Source organism: Acidimicrobiales bacterium (genome assembly GCA_035512495.1).
Lineage (GTDB): Bacteria > Actinomycetota > Acidimicrobiia > Acidimicrobiales > CADCSY01 > DATKDW01.
Genome location: DATKDW010000086.1, coordinates 1 through 21,000, shown reverse-complemented (window position 1 = coordinate 21,000; position 21,000 = coordinate 1). Strand labels below are relative to the sequence as shown.

18 protein-coding genes are annotated in these 21,000 nt (G+C 72.3%); 7 read left to right on the top strand and 11 right to left on the bottom strand.

Translation table 11 applies throughout. The features are described 5' to 3' along the window. Window positions 1-245: 245 nt before the first annotated feature. From VMN58_12825 to VMN58_12785, 9 genes are all read right to left on the bottom strand, one after another. Window positions 246-875 carry a DUF1326 domain-containing protein gene (locus tag VMN58_12825; GenBank protein ID HUF34081.1) on the bottom strand — a complete coding sequence of 210 codons (630 nt, stop codon included), beginning with the start codon at window positions 873-875 and terminating at the stop codon, window positions 246-248. 10 nt (window positions 876-885) lie between these two features. Continuing rightward, window positions 886-1,698 (bottom strand): DUF2182 domain-containing protein, encoded by an 813-nt coding sequence (locus VMN58_12820; GenBank protein ID HUF34080.1) that lies wholly within the window; start codon window positions 1,696-1,698, stop codon window positions 886-888. A 193-nt stretch (window positions 1,699-1,891) separates the two neighbouring features. After that, window positions 1,892-3,646, bottom strand: coding sequence for an alkaline phosphatase D family protein (locus tag VMN58_12815; protein ID HUF34079.1), 1,755 nt, complete (start codon window positions 3,644-3,646; stop codon window positions 1,892-1,894). Window positions 3,647-3,682: 36 nt separating this feature from the next. Further along, window positions 3,683-4,657: a nitronate monooxygenase gene (locus VMN58_12810; GenBank protein ID HUF34078.1), complete on the bottom strand. Its 975-nt coding sequence runs from the start codon at window positions 4,655-4,657 to the stop codon at window positions 3,683-3,685. A 71-nt stretch (window positions 4,658-4,728) separates the two neighbouring features. Next, window positions 4,729-5,151: a response regulator gene (locus VMN58_12805; GenBank protein HUF34077.1), complete on the bottom strand. Its 423-nt coding sequence runs from the start codon at window positions 5,149-5,151 to the stop codon at window positions 4,729-4,731. Continuing rightward, window positions 5,148-7,103, bottom strand: a complete 1,956-nt coding sequence (locus VMN58_12800; protein ID HUF34076.1) for a HAMP domain-containing sensor histidine kinase — start codon at window positions 7,101-7,103, stop codon at window positions 5,148-5,150. The genes VMN58_12805 and VMN58_12800 overlap by 4 nt, the downstream gene beginning before the upstream one ends. Then, complete coding sequence (locus VMN58_12795) at window positions 7,100-8,737, bottom strand: S8 family serine peptidase (GenBank protein ID HUF34075.1); 1,638 nt, start codon at window positions 8,735-8,737, stop codon at window positions 7,100-7,102. The genes VMN58_12800 and VMN58_12795 overlap by 4 nt, the downstream gene beginning before the upstream one ends. 99 nt (window positions 8,738-8,836) lie before the next feature. Next, window positions 8,837-10,054, bottom strand: a complete 1,218-nt coding sequence (locus VMN58_12790; protein ID HUF34074.1) for a geranylgeranyl reductase family protein — start codon at window positions 10,052-10,054, stop codon at window positions 8,837-8,839. Between the two features lie 60 nt (window positions 10,055-10,114). Then, the gene (locus VMN58_12785) at window positions 10,115-11,704 is read right to left on the bottom strand and encodes a VanW family protein (GenBank protein ID HUF34073.1); all 1,590 of its coding nucleotides are present in this window, start codon (window positions 11,702-11,704) and stop codon (window positions 10,115-10,117) included. Window positions 11,705-11,943: 239 nt separating this feature from the next. On the opposite strand from VMN58_12785, the gene VMN58_12780 reads away from it, so the two are divergent. Beyond that, a complete protein-coding gene (locus tag VMN58_12780; GenBank protein ID HUF34072.1) occupies window positions 11,944-12,789 on the top strand; it encodes a MaoC/PaaZ C-terminal domain-containing protein in 846 nt (281 codons plus the stop codon). Between the two features lie 2 nt (window positions 12,790-12,791). On the opposite strand, the gene nucS is transcribed toward VMN58_12780, so the two are convergent. Together nucS and VMN58_12770 are read right to left on the bottom strand one after the other, a co-directional pair. Then, complete coding sequence (gene nucS / locus VMN58_12775; protein ID HUF34071.1) at window positions 12,792-13,451, bottom strand: endonuclease NucS; 660 nt, start codon at window positions 13,449-13,451, stop codon at window positions 12,792-12,794. A 52-nt stretch (window positions 13,452-13,503) separates the two neighbouring features. Next, entirely contained in the window at window positions 13,504-15,135 is a 1,632-nt protein-coding gene (locus VMN58_12770; GenBank protein ID HUF34070.1) for an AarF/UbiB family protein, read from the bottom strand. A gap of 108 nt (window positions 15,136-15,243) precedes the next feature. Between VMN58_12770 and VMN58_12765 the strand changes: the two genes are divergently transcribed. From VMN58_12765 to VMN58_12740, 6 genes are all read left to right on the top strand, one after another. After that, window positions 15,244-17,004: a PEP-utilizing enzyme gene (locus VMN58_12765; protein ID HUF34069.1), complete on the top strand. Its 1,761-nt coding sequence runs from the start codon at window positions 15,244-15,246 to the stop codon at window positions 17,002-17,004. 2 nt (window positions 17,005-17,006) lie between these two features. Continuing rightward, on the top strand, window positions 17,007-17,660 hold the full coding sequence (locus VMN58_12760) for a DUF402 domain-containing protein (protein ID HUF34068.1): 654 nt from the start codon (window positions 17,007-17,009) through the stop codon (window positions 17,658-17,660). Further along, window positions 17,653-17,850, top strand: a complete 198-nt coding sequence (locus tag VMN58_12755; GenBank protein ID HUF34067.1) for a hypothetical protein — start codon at window positions 17,653-17,655, stop codon at window positions 17,848-17,850. The genes VMN58_12760 and VMN58_12755 overlap by 8 nt, the downstream gene beginning before the upstream one ends. 19 nt (window positions 17,851-17,869) lie before the next feature. Then, complete coding sequence (locus VMN58_12750) at window positions 17,870-18,649, top strand: DUF6454 family protein (GenBank protein HUF34066.1); 780 nt, start codon at window positions 17,870-17,872, stop codon at window positions 18,647-18,649. A 29-nt stretch (window positions 18,650-18,678) separates the two neighbouring features. Continuing rightward, complete coding sequence (locus VMN58_12745; protein HUF34065.1) at window positions 18,679-19,350, top strand: pentapeptide repeat-containing protein; 672 nt, start codon at window positions 18,679-18,681, stop codon at window positions 19,348-19,350. A gap of 148 nt (window positions 19,351-19,498) precedes the next feature. Next, window positions 19,499-20,989 carry a DUF222 domain-containing protein gene (locus VMN58_12740; GenBank protein HUF34064.1) on the top strand — a complete coding sequence of 497 codons (1,491 nt, stop codon included), beginning with the start codon at window positions 19,499-19,501 and terminating at the stop codon, window positions 20,987-20,989. The last annotated feature ends 11 nt before the right edge of the window (window positions 20,990-21,000 follow it).

Sequence of the window (21,000 nt, the reverse complement as noted above, 5' to 3'; positions counted from 1 at the left end):
CATGTCGAGCTCGACGACCTCGGCCACCCGAAGATCACGTAGCGACTGCGATGCCGTCGTCACCGCCGCTGCGGCCGCCTTCTCCCATGACTCCGTACTCGTCCCGATGAGCTCGACGACGGTGTACACGCTCTCTGCCATGACAGCCCCTTCTCTCGTTTTGGCTGCACGCTAGGCGCGGCGTGCCGTCGATGTCTTGAGACACGGCACGTCCCAACAAGGGGCTTGTCACCCAGGTGTGCAGCTCATCCCTGGTTGGTCCAGTCGAACTCGTAGTAGATCCAGTTGCTGTTCTCGAACGACATGCTGATGCCTTCGGCTTCGACGTTGAAGCTTCCCTGGCCACAGTCGCCCTTCTTCCAGATGAACCCCTGGTCGAGCACGATCGAGACGCCGTGTGGTTCGTCGGTGACGGGGTTCTTCAAGGTCGCCCCTTTTGCTTCACCCACCCCCGGGATCGAGAAGCCGCTGTTGATGCCATCGTCGGTGATGTTCACCGGAGCCCGGACGACTCCGGCCACCTCGAAGGTTGTGCCGAGGATCTCCCAGGGCATGCCGCCGAGCTCACCGGTGAAGATCTGGGCCATGGCCCCGAGCTGCTCCTCGGAAACCTCGGGCGGCACCACGAAGATCGCCTTGCCGCCACCGTCGTGAATGGCGCTCGGCCAGTCGAGGATGGCGACGGCGTCGATCCCGGACAGGTCGATCTCGCCGCAGTTGCCCTCGCTGACCCGGGTGGCCACGGCGGCCTTGCAGCTGCCATCAGCAGAGGTGGGGAAGCCGGAGAAGTTGCACGTGCAACCGGGCTGGCAGTTGCAGAACTCGTAGCCTTTGCCCTTCAGTCTCCACTCGGTCTTCGTCTCGGTGGTCGTCATCGGTTTCCTTTCATGTCAGTGAACTGATCCATTGCGGGTGCAGAAGGAGCCCTGTGCCGAGAACGGCGAAGGCGCCCGCTCCGATGGTGGCCACTCGCTCTCCCCAGGCGGCGTTCTTCTCCAAGAAGATGAGCCCGGCAAGGACGGCCATCCAGGCCAGGCTCATGGTGCCCATCGCCACGAGGACGGCCATCAGCGCCCAGCAGCACCCCAGGCAGAACAAGCCATGGGCTGCACCCATTCGGAACGCGCCGAGCCGCCGCCTGGCCTTCCCACCGTGCTCCATGAAGAACGACAACGGTGACCGACAGTGCCGAAGGCAGACAGACTTCAGTGGCGTGAGCTGCCAGGCGGCCGCCGCCAACAAGACGATCGCAGCCAGACGGCCCGCAGAGGTCGCGCCGTCGGCGAGAGGCGCTTTGAGCGCCCGCCACGCGACGTAAGCAGGGACCCCCACCAGGCCCCAGACGACGAGATACGCGGCGACGAAGAATGGCAACGGAGCCACCCGGCCGCGAGCAGCGGCAAGCGCATACAACCGGACCACCGGTGAGATCGCCGGGAACATCATCGCGGCCATCATCGCCACCCAGGCGACAACGAATGCAGCGAAGGTCACCGAATGCCCGGCCATCGACGTTGCGCTCATGTCACCCATGGGGTCCATGCCGGCGGAGGCCACCCCACTCATCTCACCGGCCATCCGCACGCTCCACCACCAGCCTGCAGCAGCGAGAACCACCAACACCGCTGGGATGCCGAGACGCGCTCGCCTGTCCCTCAGCCCTCCGCCGGCCGTGACATCGGTGGGATCGAGAGCCACCTCTGGCCCCTCTCGGCGTCGAGAAATCTATCCCCATCGGTCCTCCGGTTGGAGGTGTGGGCTCATGATCAGCGCATCCGGTTGGGAGTGTCAACCCCGGACAGGAAGATCTGGCGCAGGCTCGCTGCGCACACAACGACTCGGGCCGACGCCAGGCGAGGTGTGCTGTCCGGGTCACCAGCGAGGTGGGCCTTCAATCGCTCCCTCTCCGTCGCATCCGCACGGCCACGGCCAGTGCTGCCACGGCGGCGGTTCCCACCAAACCGAACTTCCATGGCCCAGCGCCGCCGCCGTCGGTTGGCGGGACCGAGGTTGCGGTGCCCACCGGTGGCGGCGCCTCCGGGACCTCCTCCGCTCTGGCGCCCATGGCGCCATCGGCTTCCACCAGAGCCGGCGTCCCCCGCTCGACGGCCCACGACGCGGCATGCACCTCCTCGGCGTCGGGCTCGTCGACGTCGGTGACGTGCCACCAGTCGGCCTGGGCGCCGTCGGTGGTGATGCCGAGCTCGAGATAGCCGTGGCTGCGCAGCTCGGCCCACCGGAGGTGGGGGAGCTGACCGAAGAGCGCCGCTGCCACGGCACCGGCCACTGGTGCGGCGTCGACGCCGAGCAGGCGGGCGAAGGACGGGGCGGTGATGCTCGGCGTCACGAGCTCGACGGCCACCGGGTCGGCTCCCTCGCCGCCGGGACCGGGCAGCTCGAACGCCCAGGACGAGTGCAGGTCGCCGGCGAGCACGATCGTGTCGGCCACCGCGTCCTCGGCGAGCAGTCCGACGAAGCGCTCGCGCTCGGCCTCGTAGCCGTCCCACTGGTCGGCGTTGACGATCCGGCCGCCCACGGCCACGCCGAGCTGCCGCCCGGCGGCGGCGAGGGGTTCGGGCACCGCCACGGCGAGCGGCGACACCACGACCTGACTGGCGACCACCCGCCAGGCGGCGGTGGAGCCGCGCAGCTCGTCGGCCAGCCACGCCCGCTGGGCGTCGGAGAGCATGCGCCGGTCGGGGTCGGCGACGGCGGCGTCGGCATCGGGGTGGTCGGCACCGACGGGTTCGTCGCGGTCGTCGTGGCGGGTGTCGACGAGGACGAGGTCGGCGACCCCGCCGAGGGGGAGCGAGCGCCAGATCCGCTCGGGGTCGTCGGGGTCGGGGAGGCGGACGGGGAGCCACTCCAGCCAGGCCCGCATGGCGGCCGCCCGACGCTCGCCCCAGGGCCCCTGTCGGGAGGGGTCGTGGGCCTCGGCGCCGTCCCGCCAGGCGTTCCCCGCCACCTCGTGGTCGTCCCACGTGGCGGCCACCGGCACGCGCCGATGGAGCTCGAGGAGGGCGGGGTCGCTGCGCTGCTGAGCGTGGCGGGCCCGGTACTCCTCCAGGGTGACGGGGTCGGCCGCCGGCTGGTGCGTCCGCACCGAAGCACCGGACGAAGTCTCGTAGAGGTAGTCGCCGAGGTGCACCACCAGGTCGGGGTCGCGCTCGGTGAGGCGGGCGTAGGCGGCGAAGTGACCGGCCACGTAGGACGCGCACGACACCACACCGAGGCGCACCTCTCCAGCGTCGCCGGGTCCGCGGGCGGTGCGGGTGCGCCCCACCGGTGACGCGGTCGACCCCGCCTCGAACCGGTAGAAGTAGATGGTGCCCGGCGCCAGCCCGGCGGCGTCGACCCGGGCCGTCCAGTCGGTCTCGGCGTCGGAGTTGGCGGTGCCCTCGGCGACGACGTGGACGAGGTCGGGGTCGGTGGCCACCAGCCAGCGCAGGTCTACCGGCGCGCCGTCCAACGCCACCGCGCGGGTCCAGAGGATCACCCGGTCGGCCAGGGGGTCGCCGCTGGCCACCCCGTGGGTGAAGGTCACGGGGCCCTCCTGTGCCGGGGCTGCCCGGGCACCTCGACCGGTCACCGCGGCCCCGGCGGCCACCGCGCCGCCGAGGAACCGCCTCCGGCTCACCGCCGTCACGGAGCCACCGTCACCGGGCGGTGCCGACCGCCGACGTCACACCGAGGAGCGGAGCCCGGCGAGACGGTCGATGGCCTCCTCGGCCTCGGCCACGATGCGGTGCACCAGCTCGGCGGCGGGCACCAGCTCGTCGATGGCGCCGACCCCCTGGCCGCACGGGAAGAACTCGCGCTCGGGGTCCACGTCGGAGGTGGCTTCGTCGCCGCCGAGGTGGAACACGCCGTCGCCCATGGCCCGACCGGCCTGGGCCGGGAAGGGCTGGAGCTCGTCGGCGTGCTCTTCGAAGTACTGGGTGTAGCTGTTGCGGACCACCCGGCAGGTCTTGCCGGTGTAGGCGCGGGAGACGACCGTGCCGTCCTCTTGGAGGTCGAGGAGTGTGTCCTTGTAGCCGACCACGGCCCGCGCCTCGGGGGTGGCGATGAAGCGGGTGCCGATCCAGACCCCCGCGGCACCCAGGCTCAGTGCGGCGGCCAGGCCGCGGCCGTCGACGATGCCGCCTGCGGCGACGACGGGCACCTGATCTCCCACGGCGTCGACGATCTGGGGGACCAGGGGCATCGTCGCGATCTGTCCGGTGTGGCCACCGGCTTCGGTCCCCTGGGCGACGACGAGGTCGCACCCGGCCTCGACGGCGGCGATGGCGTGGCGGACCTTGCCGCACATGTTCATGACGATCAAGTTGTTGCGGTGGCACAGGTCGACCACGTCGCGCGGCACGCCGAGACCGGCGACGAAGACCTGGGCGCCACCCTCGATGATCGCCTCCACATTGGCGACCATGTCGCCCGGCGACGCCGTCAGGAGGTCGACGCCGAAGGGCTTGTCGGTGGCGGCGCGGACCCGCGCCATCTCCTCGATCATCTCCTCCCGTCTCATGGTCGAGGCGCCGAGGCAGCCGAAGCCGCCGGCCTCGGAGACGGCGGCGACGAGGGCGGAGTACGAGACCCCGCCCATGCCGGCGAGCATCACCGGGTGCTCGATCTGGAGGATGTCGGTCAGGCGGGTGCGCATCGGGGCTCCATGTGGTGGCGGACGCGGCGATCGTACCGCCGCCTCGTGCCCCGCCCCGCTCCCCCTGCCCGTCAGACCCCGGCGGTGGGTGTCCGGTTGCGCAGGACGTCGTTGAGGAAGCCGAGGAGGACCTGCACGTCGAACGGCTTGGTGAGGTAGTGGTCGGCGCCCGCCTGCCACCCCTGGAGGCGCTCCTCATCGCTGGCCCGGGCCGAGAGGACGACCACCGGGATGTGGCGGGTGCGGGGGTCGGCCTTCAGCTCGGCCACGGCGGTGAGGCCGTCGCAGTCGGGCATCATCACATCGAGCACGATCACGTCGGGTTTGGTGGCGAGGGCCTGGGTCACTGCGTCGAAGCCGTCGGCGGCAACCACCACCTCGGCGCCCTCCGCTTCCAGGTTCACCGTCATGATGAGCCGGATCACAGGGTCGTCGTCGACCACCAGCACGCGTCGCGTGCGCCGGGTGATCGCCTCATCGGTGGTGATGGTCATGTGCCTGCCTCTGCGTGCTCGGGCGACGGCGCGGGAGTGCCGGCGCGCTGACTGTTCTGGGAGTTGTCGTGGTGGGGCGGCGCGTCGGGCGCCTCGCCCACGGGGTGGAGGGGGAGGGTCAGGGTGAACAGCCCGCCGCCCGCCGGTCGCTCGCCGGCCGTGAGGGTGCCTCCGAGGAGGCCCACGAGCTGCCGGCAGAGGTGGAGCCCGAGCCCCGTGCCTCCCCGCGCCCTCGTCGAGGACTGGTCGAGCTGCACGAAGCGCTCGAAGATGCGCTCGCGGTCCTCGGGGCGCACCCCGGGCCCGCGGTCGGCGACGGTGATGACGACGCTCTCGTCGTCGAGGCCGGCATGGACGTCGATGTGCCCCTCGGGCGCGTACTTGAGGGCGTTCTCGACGAGGTTGGTGAGCACCCGGTGGAGCTTGGGCTCATCGGTGAGCAGGGTGGTCATGCCGGGGTCGACGCTGACCCGCAGCCGCTCGCTGGCCGCGATGCCGAACGTGGCGGTGACGCCGGCGAGCATGTCGGAGAGGGGGATGTGGCGCAGGTCGACGGTCATGGAGCGGTGCTCGGCGGCGGCGACGAGCAGCAGGTCGTCGATGAGCAGGCGCAGGCGCTGGCCCTGGGCGATGGCGTCGCTCAGCAGCTGGTCGCGGTCGCGGGGGTGGAGCCGGTCGCCGAGGCGGTGGACGGTCTGCACGGCGCCGAGGGTGGTGGTGAGGGGGGTGCGCAGCTCATGCGAGACGGCGGCCACGAACTCTGCCTTCTGGCGGTTCAGGTCCAGCTGGTGGCGGTAGGCGGCGTCGACCTCGTCGTAGAGGAGGGCGTTGGCAACACCGAGGGCGGTGTGCCCGGCGAAGGCGCTGAGGACCTCGACCCGCATGTCGCTCTGGTCGTCGGCGCCGATCTCTCTGAGGACGGCCAGGATCACCTTGGCGGCGGCATCGGGCCCGGCGGAGGCGGTGACGACGTCGGTGGCGGAGGGGAGGGCGGTGCGGGTGGCGTTGCTGGGCAGCCGGTGGTCGTCGCCGTGGTCGCGGTGTCCCTCGTGCTCGACCAGGGCGTCGACCAGCAGTTGCTCCGCGGGGCGGGCGCCGTCGTCGTCGACGACCATGCCCGACCAGCGTCCGTCGGCGTTGGGCGCGCAGCACACGCCGACGGCGCCCGTCACGAGCTGGCGGGCCTCGTCCGCGTGGGCGGCGAGGACCTCCTCGAAGCCCGCCAGTCGGCTGGTCCGCGTCGAGGCGGCGTACAGGCGCTCGAAGCGGAGGCGCTCCGCCCGGTGGGCGGCCATGCGCCTCGACTCGACGACCGTCATGACCAGCAGGGGCAGCACCAGCACCGGCGCGACGGGGTGCACCCCGGCGAGGGCCACGACGGTGACCCCGAGCGAGGTGGAGGCGGAGGTCGTGAAGGCGTAGGTCGGGACCGTGGCGAGGAATGCCTCGTCGAGCTGTTCGGCGACGGTGAGGACGAACGAGGTGGAGGCGAGGTTCACGATCGCGTAGCCCACGGCGGCAGCGAGGGCCGCCAGCCACGCGGCGGGGTCGAGGGCGCCCGGGGCGCCGTCGACCAGAACGGAGAACAGCATGGCGGCGACGGCTGCCGCGCTGGCGCTCTGCGCGGTGTTGTAGGAGGCCTTGAGCGGGCGCTGCCGTGACACGGCGCAGCGGAGCGCCTCGCCGAGGGTGGCCGCGACGATCACCCCGACCGGGCCGGTGGCGAACAGCGCCACCACCACGACGGCCTCGTCGAGCACCACGGTGCAGGCGCTGCGCCGGAAGTCCAGGTGCAGCGGCAGCAGGCTGGCCGCGGCGAAGGCGGCGGCCAGCGCCACGACGACGATGGGAGAGGTGGTGCGTCCCACCTCGGGCAGGAGGGCGACGCCCAGGCCGATGGCGACGACGGTGTGGGCCGCAACACCGGCAGCGACGGTCAGGCGCAGGTTCACGTCGGGGATGCTTCCCAGCTGAGCGCGCTCCAGCGGGTGCCCGACCAGCGGGTGCCCGACCAGCGGGTGCCGCTCCAACGGGTGCCGCTCCAACGGGTCCCGGACCAGCGGGTGCCGTCCCAGTCGATCCCGCTCCAGCGGGTGCCTGACCAGCGGGTTCCGGACCAGCGGGTGCCGCTCCAACGGGTGCCCTGGAACCAGCTCTCCCAGGCGTCACCGCTCCAGCGGGTGCCGGACCAGCGGGTGCCGGACCAGCGGGTGCCGGACCAACGCGTGCCGTCCCAGTGGAGGTCGCTCCAGCGGGTGCCGGCCCACGGGCCACCGGGGTCGTCGGCGGAGCCCAGGCCCAGGGCGGGGTCGGCGGGGCCGCTGATCCCAGCGCCGGGGTGGAGGGGCTCAGCGTCGAGGTCCACCAACAGGGCATTCCCGAGGTCCAGGGCACCGGCGTCGGAGCCGTCGACCGGGGTGCTCGTCGCGGTCAGCGCCCGCTTGACGGCCCACGGGGTGGCGTCGGGGTGGGCGGAGAGGTAGACGGCGGCAGCCCCGGCGGTGAGGGCGGTGGCCATCGAGGTGCCGTTTCCCCGGAGGTAGGGGCTGTCGGAGTCGGAGTCGAGCCGGGCGTCGATGGTGGACCCGGCGACCCGATGGGAGACGACACCGACGCCCGGGGCGACCAGCTCGGGCTTGCGGGCACCGTGGACGATGCCGGTCCCCGACCAGTCGGGGACCGTGGCCGTGACGTGGTCCAGGGCGCCGACGGTGATGATCCAGGGTGCCCAGCCCGGCGAGGTGACGCTGTTCGGGTCGTTGCCGGCGGAGGCGACCACAGTCAGGCCCGAGGCCCAGGCGACCTCGACGGCAGCCACGAGGGGGTCGACCGCCGCCGGCGGGGCGTCGAGGCCGAAGGAGAGGCTGAGCACGCCGATCTCGTAGGTGCCCTGGTGCTCGATGGCCCAGTCGAAGGCGGCGAGGATGCGCGACAGGCTGGTGCTGCCGTCGGCACCGGCGACCTTGATGGGGACGAGGTGGGCTCCAGGGGCCAGGCCGGTGGCGACGACCTCGCCGGCCTCACCGCCGGCGATGAGGCCGGCCATGAAGGTGCCGTGGCCGTGGAGGTCGGTGTCGGAGGCGTCATCCCCGTCGTCCTCGGCGCTGAAGTCGGGGCCGGAGCGAACGTCACCGAAGGCCGGGTTGCCGCCCTGCAGGCCGGTGTCGATGAGGGCAACGCCGACACCATCCCCGGCCTCGGGGTCGGCCCCACCGTTGACGGCCGAGAGCTGCAAGGCGGCGAGGTCGTCGTCGGTCAGCGTGCTGGTCTCGGTGGAGGTGGGCGCCACGTCGGCGTCGGGGGTGACCTCGTAGCCCGCGGCGGCGAGGCGACGTGCCGCGGTGGGCGTCAGGTCGGCGCTGACGGCGCCGAGGGACGACAGCACCTGGCCCACGTCGCCGCCCGCGGTCGTGACGGCCTCGGCCACGGCGGGAGCCGACGGTCCCCGGACGATGGATGCTGACGGGACCTCGGCGGCGGCGGCCGGGAGGAGGGCGGCGGGCGGCAGGATGAGGGCCGCCGCCAGGATGCCGGCAAGGAGACCGCGGCGTCGCCGGCGGTCCCCGATTCGAGGCAGGGTGATCACGTAGACGACTTCGGCAGTGAAATGACCACTCCTTGAGGTGAAAGACCCACGATCCGTGGGAATGACGCGCGCGGGCCATGCCGGCACCACCCGAAGGGGTCAGGTCTGCCAGGCCCCTGGCCCGGACATGCTGTGGACACCCCACCGGCTCGGGGTGGCCACCAGGGCGCGGGGGTAGTCCTCGAACAGCCAGCGGGCGAAGCTCCGCCGGGTCCAGGGGATGGCCCCGGCCACGCGGAGCGCCCACCGGACGCCCCGACGGTGGCGGATCGCCCGCACGAGCAGCCGCGACATGGCGGCGTCGGGCGCGAGCTCCCGGGCGACGGATCGCGCGTAGCGCTCGGCTGCGACCTCCGGCGCGAGGGCCCCCGCCGCCACGATGGCTTGGGCGGCTAGCGCCCCGGTCTGGAGGGCCTGGCCGATGCCCTCCCCGGTGAGGGGGTCGGTGGCGGCGGCGGCGTCGCCCACGAACAGGGCCCGGCCACCGGCCGCGCTCAGGGGGAGCCCACCGACGCGGGCCGGGATGGGCCACGCCTTGTGGCTGCCCTCGAGGCGGGCATCGGGTCCGAGGACGGCTCGGATGTGGGGGCGATCGAGCAGCGCCGGCCAGAGCGCCTTCATGTCCCTCGTCGCCACCTTCCCTCCGCGCTGGATGCCGAAGCCCACGTTGGCCCGGCCCCCGGCGAGGGGGAACGACCACGCGTAGCCGGGCAGGAGGTCGGGCTCGAACCAGACCACGAGCTCGGAGGTGGCCCGGGGACCGACGTTGGTCACGTACTGGCGGAAGGCGTGCCACTCGCCCAGGTAGCCGGCCTCGTCGGCCCCCAGCAGCTTCCGCAACGGCGACCACATGCCGTCAGCCCCGACGGCGTAGCGCGCCGCAACCGGGCCGAGGGAGCCGATGTGGAGGACGAGGTGGTCCCCTTCGAGGGCCGCGCCGGTGCAGGCCTGGCCCTCAGCGACGCGGACCCCGGCCTGGCGTGCCAGGGCCACGAGCGCGGCGTCGAGCTCGGCACGGGGCACCACGGCGGCGAAGGTCCCGTGTTCGCGCGGCAGGGGGAACCGCACCTCGTGTCCGGAGGGGCCTCGGACCACGACGTCGTCGACCGCCTGCCACGACGGTAGGGAGGAGGGGTCGAGGCCGAGCGCCTCCAGGCGGCGGAGGGCGCCGGTGGTGAGGCCATCGCCACAGCACTTGTCGCGAGGGAACACGGCCTTGTCCACCAGCAGCACGTCGCGGCCGGCCCGAGCCAGGTCGACGGCTGCGGCCACGCCGGCCGGCCCGGCACCCACCACGGCGACATCGACGGCGAGCACGGGGCGGAGGGTACGGCCGGCGTGGGCGTCAGGCGGCATTCGGCGAGGGCGGGGAGCCCGTCATCGGCAGCTCACACCTTCCTCGGGCCGGTACACGGCATGGAATCGGTCGATGCTCGGCGAACCCCCGGCGATGCGTGTCCGCGTCCGCTCGGTGGTCACCCGCGTGCAGTCCCCTGCCGGGCGCTCGGTCTGGCCGGTCTGCTCGGCGTGGAAGGTCGGTGTGCCGAAGAGGGTCACCGTGATCGAGGTGTCGGTGTAGGTCGGCCAGACCAGCACGCCGTGCTCGGTGTTGTTCTCCAGCACCAGGTCGGGCTTGGGGAACGACAGCGTCGCCTCCCGCCCGTAGGGGTAGCGGGAGAAGTAGAGGGAGTGCATCTGGTACTCGGGGATCTCGAGGCCGGCGAAGAAGGCGGCGTTGAAGGCCGTGGTGGCGAACTGCGACACGCCCCCGCCCACGGCGGTCTCCAGGACGCCGTTGCGGATCTCGCCCCCGTCGGTGAAGCCCTTCGCCCGGGTCCGCTCGCCGACGTGGCCGTTGATCGAGAACCGGTCGCCGGGCTCCATCACGAAGCCCCGCACCAGGTCGGCCATGCGCTGGATGTTCTGGTTCCTCGACTGCCCGGCGCTGTAGCGGGTCGTGAACGACCCGATGGGCTCCACGATCCCCAGCTCGCGCGCGTCGGCGGTCGTGCGACGAGGCGAGACGTCTCGCAGGGGGAGGCGGACGGTGCTCACGTTCGAGTCGTGCAGCGCGTCGACGACGCGGTCGGCGGCCACCGGCGCACAGCAGGCGGTGCCATCGCGGCCGGGGACGACGACGACCTCGCCGCCCTCGACGCGGACGGTGGCGTCGACGGCGTCCTGGCCGGCGTCTCCGAGCAGGTCTTCCAGGTCGGTGAGGATCTGGTCGCGATCGAGATCCAGGACGATGCGGGTCTCCGTGGCGACGGAGCCCACCCAGCCCCGCTGGACCTCGACGGACACCAGTGCCTCGACCTCGCCCGCCGCGACCGGCATCGGTGCCGCCGTCATCTCACGGGTTTGCTTGGCCAGCAGGCGGGCGTCGGCGTCGGGGAACCGGGGCGGGAGGGCGACGGGCTCGACCTCGAGCACGACGGGGAGGTCGCCGTTCCGCGCCGCCGAGGGCAGGGCATCGGCGACGGCGCTGCCGGAGAGGCCCCGGCCGGGCTCGCCCCGGACCACCTCGATCCTCCCGTCTCTTCCGTCGATCGAGGGCTCGATCGGCTCCGCCCTGCCGGTGGGGTCCCGCTCCTCCACAACCTCGACGACAAGTGAGCGGTCGACGCTCACCTCGACCGGGGCCCGGCGCGGCGTCACGAACGACGTCAACCAGTCCAGCGACCGGCGCAGCAGCGGCCGGTCGGCGCCGGTCGCCAGCGCTTGGTCGATGGTCGCCTCCCGGTTCAGCGATACCCCGAGGTCCGAGCCCGTGAGGCGCAGCTCGGCACCATCGCTGCGGAGCACGACCTCCGCGCCGTCGTAGCGTTCGCTCAGGCGGGTGACCACCGGCTCCAGGCCGGCCCGCGACAGCCCACCGATGGCGACACCCGCCAGCTCGGTGTTCCGGGGGACGCGGGCGTCGGCGAGCCGCTCGTCGAGGAACCAGGCGACGAACAGGAGGGCCACCACCACGACGGGCGCGGCCAGGAGCCACGGCCACAGTCTCCGAGGTGGGGCTCCTGTCGTGGCGGCGCGGCGGCGCCCGGCGGGGGCGGATGGGCGGGGGTCGGTCAGGGGTCGTCCCGAGGGCGAGGCGGGTGGGCGGCTGGTCGAGTATGCCCGTTCTGGGCGGTGGGTTGGCCTCACCCGGACCGGGCGGGGCACGATGGCCGCCAGCCACGAGGACCGAACCCAGGGGGAACCACATGCCGATCGACCCGTCCGCCGTCGGAGCCACAGCCGGGCCCGTGGAACGGTCGTGGAACTCGAAGGACGCCCTGCTCTACGCCGTCGGCGTTGGCGCGGGCACCGAGGAGCTGGCCTACACCACCGAGAACAGCCGGGGGATCGAGCAACTGGTGCTGCCGACCTTCGCCGTGATCGCCGGCGGGGGTGCGTCCGCCATGGGCCAGGTGGGAGAGATCGATTTCACCCAGCTCGTCCACGGCGAGCAGGCCTTCGAGCTGAAGCGCCCGATCCCCGTCGAGGGCACCGTCTCGACGACGTCGGAGATCACCGGCATCTACGACAAGGGGAAGGGCGCGGTGATCGTCTCCGAGGCGACCTCCACCGACACCTCCAGCGGTGAGGTCCTCTTCACCACCCGATCGTCCGTGTTCATCCGGGGTGCCGGGGGCTTCGGTGGCGAGCGAGGGCCGTCGGGGCCGCGCAACGTGCCGCCCGAGCGGGCGCCGGACCACCAGGTCACCTATCCCACCTCGCCGCACCAGGCGCTCGTCTACCGACTGTCCGGCGACCGCAACCCCCTGCACTCTGACCCCACCTTCGCCGAGATGGCCGGCTTCGACCGGCCGATCCTCCACGGCCTGTGCACCTACGGCGTGACCGGGCGCGCCCTCCTGCACGTGCTGTGCCAGAGCGAGGCGGGTCGCTTCCGGTCGATGGAGGGTCGCTTCTCGGCTCCGGTCTTCCCCGGCGACGACCTCACGGTCTCGATCTGGGACCTCGGGTCCGGCGAGGCGCTGTTCACCACCGCCACCGGCGACGGCCGCACGGTGATCGACCAGGGCCGGGTCACCTACGACTCCTGAACCTAGAAGAGCGTGAGGGTGTCGGACTCGATGCCACGCAGGTCGTCGTAGTCGACCTCGACGCAGGTGATGCCCCGGTCGGTGGCGAGCACGCGCGCCTGAGGCTTGATCTGCTGGGCGGCGAAGATGCCTCGGACGGGCCGCAGGCGGGAGTCGCGGTCGAGGCGCTCGAGGTAGCGGGTGAGCTGCTCCACCCCGTCGATGTCACCGCGACGCTTGACCTCGACGGCGACCGCGGCGCCCTCGGCGTCGCGGCACAGGAGGTCGACGGGGCCGATGTCGGTCGGGTACTCGCGCCGCACGAGGCTCAGGCCGTCGCCGAGCACCTCGGGGTTGGCCGCCAGCAGGACCTGGAGGTGGGCCTCGACGCCGTCCTTCTGGAGGCCGGGGTCGACGCCGAGGGCGTGGGTCACGTCGGTGTGGACCGACTCGAGGTGGATGGTGAGGCGCTCACCCTTGGGGCTGGTGACCACCCACCGGTCGGGCTCCTCGGAGATCCGACACGGCGGGTTCATCCAGTTGAGCGGCTTGTAGGCGCGGTCGTCGGCGTGGATGGAGATCGAGCCGTCGGCCTTCACCATCAGGAGCCGGGTGGCCGGCGGCAGGTGGGCGCTGAGGCGGCCCTCGTAGTCGACCGAGCAGGTGGCGATGACGAGTCGCATGGGTCGCCGACCCTACCGGTGGCCGGTGCGCCGGTCGGGGACGGCGCGCTGGTCAGCCCCGGCGGCGGCCGCGCCGCTCCCGGCCGGCGAGGCGCTTGCGGATGATCTCCCGCCGCTCCTGGAGGTCGCGGTAGGTGAGGCCCTCGGTCTCGGCGGGGATCCCCATGCTCGCCTTCATGCCGGCGAGGTCGACCTGGACCTCCCGGGGGTCGAGGCCGATGTCGGCGGTGAGCCGCTCGCCGTGGGTCAGGGCGAAGTGGTTGGCCACCTCGCCGATCTCGGCGAAGAGATCGAGGTCGGGGGCGAGGGAGGCGATGGCCCCGTCGAGGAAGACCATGTTCTTGATGAAGAGCATCAGCTCCTTCGGCATGCGGGCGCCGTAGCCCAGCAGCGCCTTCACGACGGTGCGCAGCTCGTTGACGAGCTCGTCGCCGGTCATGGTGATGGGGTCGACCGGCGCCTGGTCGAGCCGGAGGTCGCGGATGACCGCGTCGAGGTCGGTGTCGGGCGGGAGGGCGCCGAGGTCGACGAGTGCATCGAGCTGGGAGCGGACGTCGTTGGTGACGGCACCCATGAGCAGCCGGAGGAACGCCAGGCGGCGCACCTCGTCGAGGCGCCCCGTGATCCCGTGGTCGAGCAGGGCGGTGCGGCCGTCGGCCATCACGAAGAGGTTCCCGCCGTGGAGGTCGCCGTGGAAGATGCCGTGGAGCATGGCGCCCTCGAGGAAGCCGATCATCCCACCCCGGACCACGGCCTCGGTGTCGAGGCCGGCGTCCTTCATGCCCACCACGTCGTCGAAGGCGAACCCCGAGAGGCGCTCCATGACGAGGACCCGCCGGGTGATCAACGTGGGGTGCGGGCGGGGGACGACGAAGTGGCGCTGCCCGAGGTCGGCGAGCACCCGAGCCAGGTCGAGCATGTTCTCGGCCTCGAGGCGGAAGTCGAGCTCCTCGCTGATGGTGTCGGCGAAGAGCTCGACCAGCGCCGGGGGGTTCGCCAGCGACGCCACCGGGATGCGCCCGACCAGGGTGGGGGCGATCCACGACATGACCTGGAGGTCGCGCCGCACCAGCGATGCCACCTGCGGTCGCTGGACCTTGACCACGACCTCGGCGCCGGGAACGCCGTCGGCGGCGTCGCGCAGGGTGGCGCGGTGGACCTGGGCGATCGACGCGGCGGCGAGTGGCGTGCGGTCGAAGGAGGCGAAGACCTCGTCGATGGGGCGGCCCAGCTCCTCCACCACGACCCGCTCGACGACGTCCCAGGGCTCGGCCGGCACGCGGTCGCGGAGGTGCTTGAACTCGCCCACCAGCTCCTCCGGGAACAGGCCCTCGCCGGCGGAGATGATCTGGCCCAGCTTGATGTACGTGGGCCCGAGCGTCTCGGCCGCGGCCCGGAGCCGGCGGGAGAGCCCGGCCCGCGACGCAGCCTGTCCGGCCCGTCGCTCGCGGACGGCCCAGGTGGCGAGCGGGAGACCGAGGTGGCGGATGGTGGCGAGCAGGCGGCCGAGGGGCGGGATCCGCTGGCGACGGGTGAGCAGTGGCACCTCGGCTCGGGTGCGGGCCCGCACGCGGTCGAGGCCGGTCAGCCAGCGGAGCCGGTCGGGCTCGACCAGCCAGGGCGCGGTGTCGCTGAACGAGCCGACCGAGAGATCGGTCGGGTGGCCTCCGGTCGTCTCGGTCACGGGCCCATCTTGGTCCTGCGCCACCCCGGACCGGTAGCCCGGCAGCCTGGCTGCCGACCTCGCTACTGTGACCGCTGACACAGTCGTCAGCAGGATCGGGAAGGTCACATGAGCGAGCTCGAGCGATGGGTCACCGACAACGAGCCCAGCGAGAAGTACCCGATCTACACCCGGGCCAACGCCGGTGAGGTGTACCCGGACCCGGTCTCACCGCTGTCGGGCTCGATGGCCATCATCAACGCCGGCGAGGCCGGCTGGCGCGACACCTACGTCCGCTACGGGACCGCCGACCGCGACGAGTTCGAGGTCGACCGGCCCAACACCATCGGCTGCTTCGGTGGCTACTTCTTCCTCAACATGTCGCTCACCCGGATCTACGGGGTCCGCTTCCCGGGCCTCACGCCCGAGATGGTCGACCTCCAGTACTTCGGCGAGATGCCCGGGATCCCGTCCTACGAGAGCGAGGCTCGACCCACCGACGAGAGCCCGAAGCACACCGCCCTCCTGCAGGAGTGGCTCGAGACGTGGATCTTCGCCCGCGACGACCTCCCCGAGCTGCGCGACGACGCCCGCCAGATGGAGCGCCTCATCGCCTCCCGCCCGCCGTTCGACCAGCTCGGCGACCAGGAGCTCGTCGACCATGCCCGGTCGTTCACGCCCCTCTACCGGCGCTTGTTCTGCCGCCACATCTCGACCTCGGCGGCGTCGGGGGTGGGCACCGGCACGGTCGCCGGCGTGTGCGGCGAGCTCGGTGAGCCGGGCCTCACCATGACCCTCGTGGCGGGACTCGGCGACGTCGACTCGGCGGCACCCTCGATGGCGCTGTGGGCGCTCGGTCGCCAGGTGGCCGGGTCGGCCGCGCTCACCGCCGCGTTCGACGCGGGCCTCGACGGCCTCCTCGACCGCGTGCGGGCGGAACGGGGCGATGACGTGGCCGCGTTCCTGGCCGGTGTCGACGACTTCATCGCCCGGTTCGGCGCGCGCGGCCCGAACGAGTGGGAGCTGCGCTCCCACACCTGGGGCACCAGGCCGGCGTTGTTCCTCGCCGCCGTCGACCGCATGCGCCATGCGTCCGAGCGCCAGTCTCCGGTGGAGCAGCTGGCTTCTCGACGGATCGAGGCCGACGAGGCAGCGGCCAAGGTCATGTCGATGCTCGAGCAGACGCCCGACGAGGTGAAGATGCAGTTCCAGGCCGGCCTGCGCGCCGCCCGCCTCTTCCTGGCCGGCCGCGAGCGGAGCAAGACCAACAACATCAAGCTCGTGCACGAGATGCGACTCCCGCTCCGCGAGGTCGGCCGGCGATGGGTCGAGGCCGGGCACCTCGACAACATCGAGCAGGTCTTCATGTTCCTCGACGAGGAGCTCGACGACGTGGTCGAGGATCCCGCTGCCTGGGGAGACCTGGCCCGGACGCGCGAGCGGCAGTACCTTGAGCTGTTCGAGCTCGAGCCGCCCTTCGTGCTCGACACGCGCAACGGGATCCCGCCGCTGTCGTCCTGGGCACGCCGGGACGCCGCCGACCAGACCAGGTCCGAGGTCGGCACGACGCTCGCCGGCATCCCCGGCTGCCCCGGCACGGCCACCGGCCGGGCACGGGTGGTGCTCGACCCTTCCGACCCCACGGCCCTCGAGCCGGGCGACATCCTCGTGGCCCCGGTCACCGACCCCGCGTGGACGCCGCTGTTCGTCTCGGCGGGCGCGGTGGTCGTCGACGTGGGCGCCCAGATCACCCACGCGGTGATCGTCAGCCGCGAGCTCGGCATCCCCTGCGTCGTCTCGGTCACCGGCGCCACCCACAAGATCCCCGATGGTGCCCTCATCACCGTCGACGGCACCGCCGGCACCGTGACCATCGACGAGCTCCCGTAGGGGTGGCTGAGTCTCGCCGGTGGGAGCCCGGGGAGATCATCGTGCGACGGGAGGTCCTCGGGCTCAGCCCCATCGAGGAGGCGGGATCGCCGCCGTCGTTCGCCGGCACGTCGTGGTTCGCCTGCCCCGTGCACGTGGTGGAGGACTCCGAAGAGCAGCTGGTGACCTTCATCTCCCCGGGCGCCGAGTTCGCCTTCCCCGACGGCGACTGGCCGACCCCGGACGGGCGCCACCCGTGGGGGGGTCGGTCGGCGTGGGTCGGGCACGGCTGCCTCATGGTCCAGCGTCCGGGGGAGCACCACGCGATCTGGCACCTGTGGGAGGGGCCCGACCGTTCGCTGGCGTGCTGGTACGTCAACCTGCAGACCGCCTTCCGTCGCACCGCGCTCGGCTACGACACCCAGGATCTCGAGCTGGACATCGTCGTCCTGCCCGACGGCACCTGGTCGTTCAAGGACCTCGAGGTGTTGGACGACCGGGTGGCGGAGGGCCGCTACTCGGGCGAGCTCGTCGAGTGGGTGGTGGCGCTCGGCAACCAGCTCGGCGCGCGCCTCGACGCCGGCGAGCGGTGGTGGGACCCGACGTGGGCCAGCTGGACACCGGACCCGGCATGGGCGGATGCCCCGCTTCCGGAGGGTTGGGCGACGGGTGGCTGACGGTCCCACGGTGCAGAACCCGCCGACGCAGTACGCCACGGAGGGGAACCTCGCCGCCCGCCAGCGCCTATGGGCGACGAGTCGACGAGACCCACCCTTCGAGCTCATCCCGTGGGTCCTCGATCTCGCCGGCCTGATGCCCGGTTCGTCGCTTGAAGTGGTCGACGTCGGCTGCGGCAACGGGCGCTAGGCCGGAGGACCCTGGATCTGTGAGCGCGCCCGATACGACCTCGCTGCACCGCCTCGACCGGGCGACGCGCTGGCGCCTCGAGGCGGCGGTCGACGTGGGCGGCGACGTGGGGCACCCCCAGGGCCTCACGTCGTGGGGCGACCACTGGCTGGTCTCGACGGTCCGCCCGACGGAGGGTCGGGGCGAGCTGCTCATCGTCGATCGTCACGGGTCGGTACTCGATCGGCTCGACGTGACCGACGGTGAGCGGTTCCACTCCGGGGGCATCGCCTCCGAACACGGCGGGTGCTGGGTGCCCGTAGCCGAGTACCGATCCGCCTCGACGACCACGGTGCTCCACGTCGACGGCGACCTCCGACCCACGGTGGGCTTCCGTTTCACCGACCACCTCGGCGCCGTGTGCCCCCTCGCCGACGGCACGCTGTTGGCCGTGTCGTGGGGTGGGCGGACCCTGTACCGGCTGAGCGGTGACGGGATCGTGCTCGGCTCGCGACCGAACCCCACATTCTTCGTCGACCACCAGGACCTCACCGTGGTGGACGCCCACACCGTGGTGGCCACCGGCATCGGCGTCATCGCCGGGCCGCAGGGAAAGGTCCAGCTCGGCGGGCTAGCGATCATCGATGCTGACGAGCTGGCGCCGGTCCGTGAGGCGCCCGTACAGGCCTGGATGCCCTCGGGTCGGGTGATCACCTACAACGGCGCTCACCTCGACCTCGCCGACGGCGCCGTCCGCGTCCACTGCCTCGTCGACGACCGGTCCGCCGTCATCGCCACCTGGGTCGAGCAGCGAGCCTGAGGGGTGGAGTCGTCCCTACAGTGCCGCTGATGGGTGGGCGTGCCAGGCGACGGGTGGTGGGCGTGGTCGATCCCCCCGACATGGCCGCCGAGCTCGACGACCACGACGGCGAGCTTCCGGCGGCCGGCGAGGCCCTCGACGGCGCGCGCATCGTCGGGGCCGATTGGAGCGGTGCCGACATCCCGGACCTCCGGATCGAGGGCACTCGGCTTGAGGGATGCCAGCTGACCGGGGCGTCCTTCCCGGGGCTGCGGTTGATGGACTGCGAGCTGGTCGATTGCGAGCTCTCGGGGGCCCTCCTCGACGGTCTGCTGGCGGTGAGGGTGGCGCTGCGAGGTTGCCGCCTTTCAGGGGCGGTGCTGGCCGACGCGACCCTCGAGGACGTGTCGTTCGACGACTGCCGCATGGACGGCCTGAGCCTGCGCATGGCAGGGCTGCAGGGCGCCACCTTCACCGGGTGCGCCATGGGGGAGTCGGACCTCTCGAACGTGCGCCTGGCCCGGGTCCGGTTCGACGGCTGCGACCTCACCGCCGGCGAGGTCGGCGGTGCCCGCATGGAGGACGTCTGCTTCGAAGGCGGCGCCCTCGACGACCTGCGGGGCGCCCTGCACCTTCGTGGTGCCACGGCGTCGAGCGACCTCCTCGTGCCCTTGGCCGTGGCTGTCCTCGCCGACGCCGGCATCAAGATCGACGACGCCTGAGCGACTGCCGGCGTCAGCGCCGACGAGGACGGGGGCGAGACCGGTTCGTCTTCCTCGATCGCTCCAGGCGTTCGACGTGATCGAAGACCAGCGCCGGGTTGATCGTCGAAGCAGTTTGGCTGTCACACCCCGTCGTCATGATGGGGTGATGGGTGCGGGTGTGGCGTTCGAGGAGCGGCCGGTGTCGGTGTCGGCGCGGGCGGCTCGGGTTCGGGAGCTGGAGGCCGAAGGCGCCAGGTTGGTGGGGGTGTTGAACGCGGCGTCGGCGGGGTTGGTGGAGGTGATCGCCGCCGCCGTGTCGGAGCGGTTGTGGGAGTGCGATGGGATCCGCTCGGCGCAGCATTGGGTGTCGTTGCGATTCGGGATGTCGTCAACACGGGCTGCCCGCTTGGTGGCGGCGGCGGAGGCGTTGATGTCGTTGCCGTTGGTGCGCGAGGCGTTCGGGTCGGGCGAGATCGGCGAGGACCACGTTTCCGAGGTCGCCCGCGCCAGGGTGGGCGGTTCGCATGATGAGGAGGTGGCGGGTCTGGCGCGGGAGGCAACGGTGTCGCAGTTGCGTCGGGGGTTGTCGTTCCTGCCGCGCGTCGAGCCCGAGCCTGGCGCTGGCGCTGACCCGGACGAGCCGCCGGTCGATCGGCGGCGGGTGGGCTTCGGCTTCGGTGATCTGGGCGGGTGGCACCTGCAGGCGTTGGGGTTGGGCGAGGCGGAGGGCGCGCTGGTGGAGAAGGCGTTGACCGCAGCGCGCGACGACTTGTTCCGCGCGTCTCATGGTGGCGACCCGGTTATCGGCCAGGCTGAGGCCGGGGAGATCTCCTGGGCCGATGCGCTGGTGCGCATGGCCGAGGCCGCGCTCGACCAGCTCGACCCGGAGAGCAGGGCGGGTCGTCCGCCGTCGGAGCGATACCTGGTCAACATCCACTTCCGCGCCGACCAGCCGGATCCGTGGGCGAGCGTGCACCTGGGCCCGGTGCTGCCGGTTTCGCTGCGCCGGGAGCTCAGCTGCGACGCCCAGGTGCGCGCCTGGGTCACCACCACCGCCGGCGAGGTGAACCTTGGCCGCCGCCAGCGGGTGGTCGATCCGAAGCTACGGGCGGTGGTGGAGCACCGCGACGGCGGCTGTGTGGTGCAGGGCTGCGGCAGCCGCCGGCATCTCGTGATCCATCACCTGGTGCACTGGGAGGACGGCGGTCCCACCGACACAGCGAACCTGGTGGCGTTGTGCCGGGCCCATCACCGAATGGTCCACGACGGGCGCCTGGTGATCACCGGCAACCCCGACCTCAATTCGCTGGTGTGCGCCGACCGTCACGGCCAGCCTCTTGCCCCCGTCCCGGTGGTGCCCCCACCAGGCGGCGACCCCGCCGCTGGGGCTGCCGGCCTCGGTCTGCGAAGCGACCGCTGGTCACCCCGGGCTGGTGAACGAGCCGACTGGAAGTGGGTCTCCTGGACCCAACCTGACCCGATGCCGCCGCCCACCCCCAAACAACCACCATCAACCGATCCACCGCCCCGCGATGCCGGCCCGGCGACGCCGACCGAGACCGGACCACCGTGTCCACCCCCGAAACACCGACCGACCTCTGGCCCGCGAGGCGAGAACACCGACGACGATGACGACGACCTCCGCCGCAGCGCATGAACCCCGTCCGG

Excerpts from the sequence above, each read along its gene's own strand:
- VMN58_12825 (HUF34081.1), bottom strand. The coding sequence starts at position 875 with ATGACGACCACCGAGACGAAGACCGAGTGGAGACTGAAGGGCAAAGGC.
- VMN58_12810 (HUF34078.1), bottom strand. The coding sequence starts at position 4,657 with ATGCGCACCCGCCTGACCGACATCCTCCAGATCGAGCACCCGGTGATG.
- VMN58_12805 (HUF34077.1), bottom strand. The coding sequence starts at position 5,151 with ATGACCATCACCACCGATGAGGCGATCACCCGGCGCACGCGACGCGTG.
- VMN58_12780 (HUF34072.1), top strand. The coding sequence starts at position 11,944 with ATGCCGATCGACCCGTCCGCCGTCGGAGCCACAGCCGGGCCCGTGGAA.
- nucS (HUF34071.1), bottom strand. The coding sequence starts at position 13,451 with ATGCGACTCGTCATCGCCACCTGCTCGGTCGACTACGAGGGCCGCCTC.
- VMN58_12765 (HUF34069.1), top strand. The coding sequence starts at position 15,244 with ATGAGCGAGCTCGAGCGATGGGTCACCGACAACGAGCCCAGCGAGAAG.
- VMN58_12745 (HUF34065.1), top strand. The coding sequence starts at position 18,679 with ATGGGTGGGCGTGCCAGGCGACGGGTGGTGGGCGTGGTCGATCCCCCC.
- VMN58_12740 (HUF34064.1), top strand. The coding sequence starts at position 19,499 with ATGGGTGCGGGTGTGGCGTTCGAGGAGCGGCCGGTGTCGGTGTCGGCG.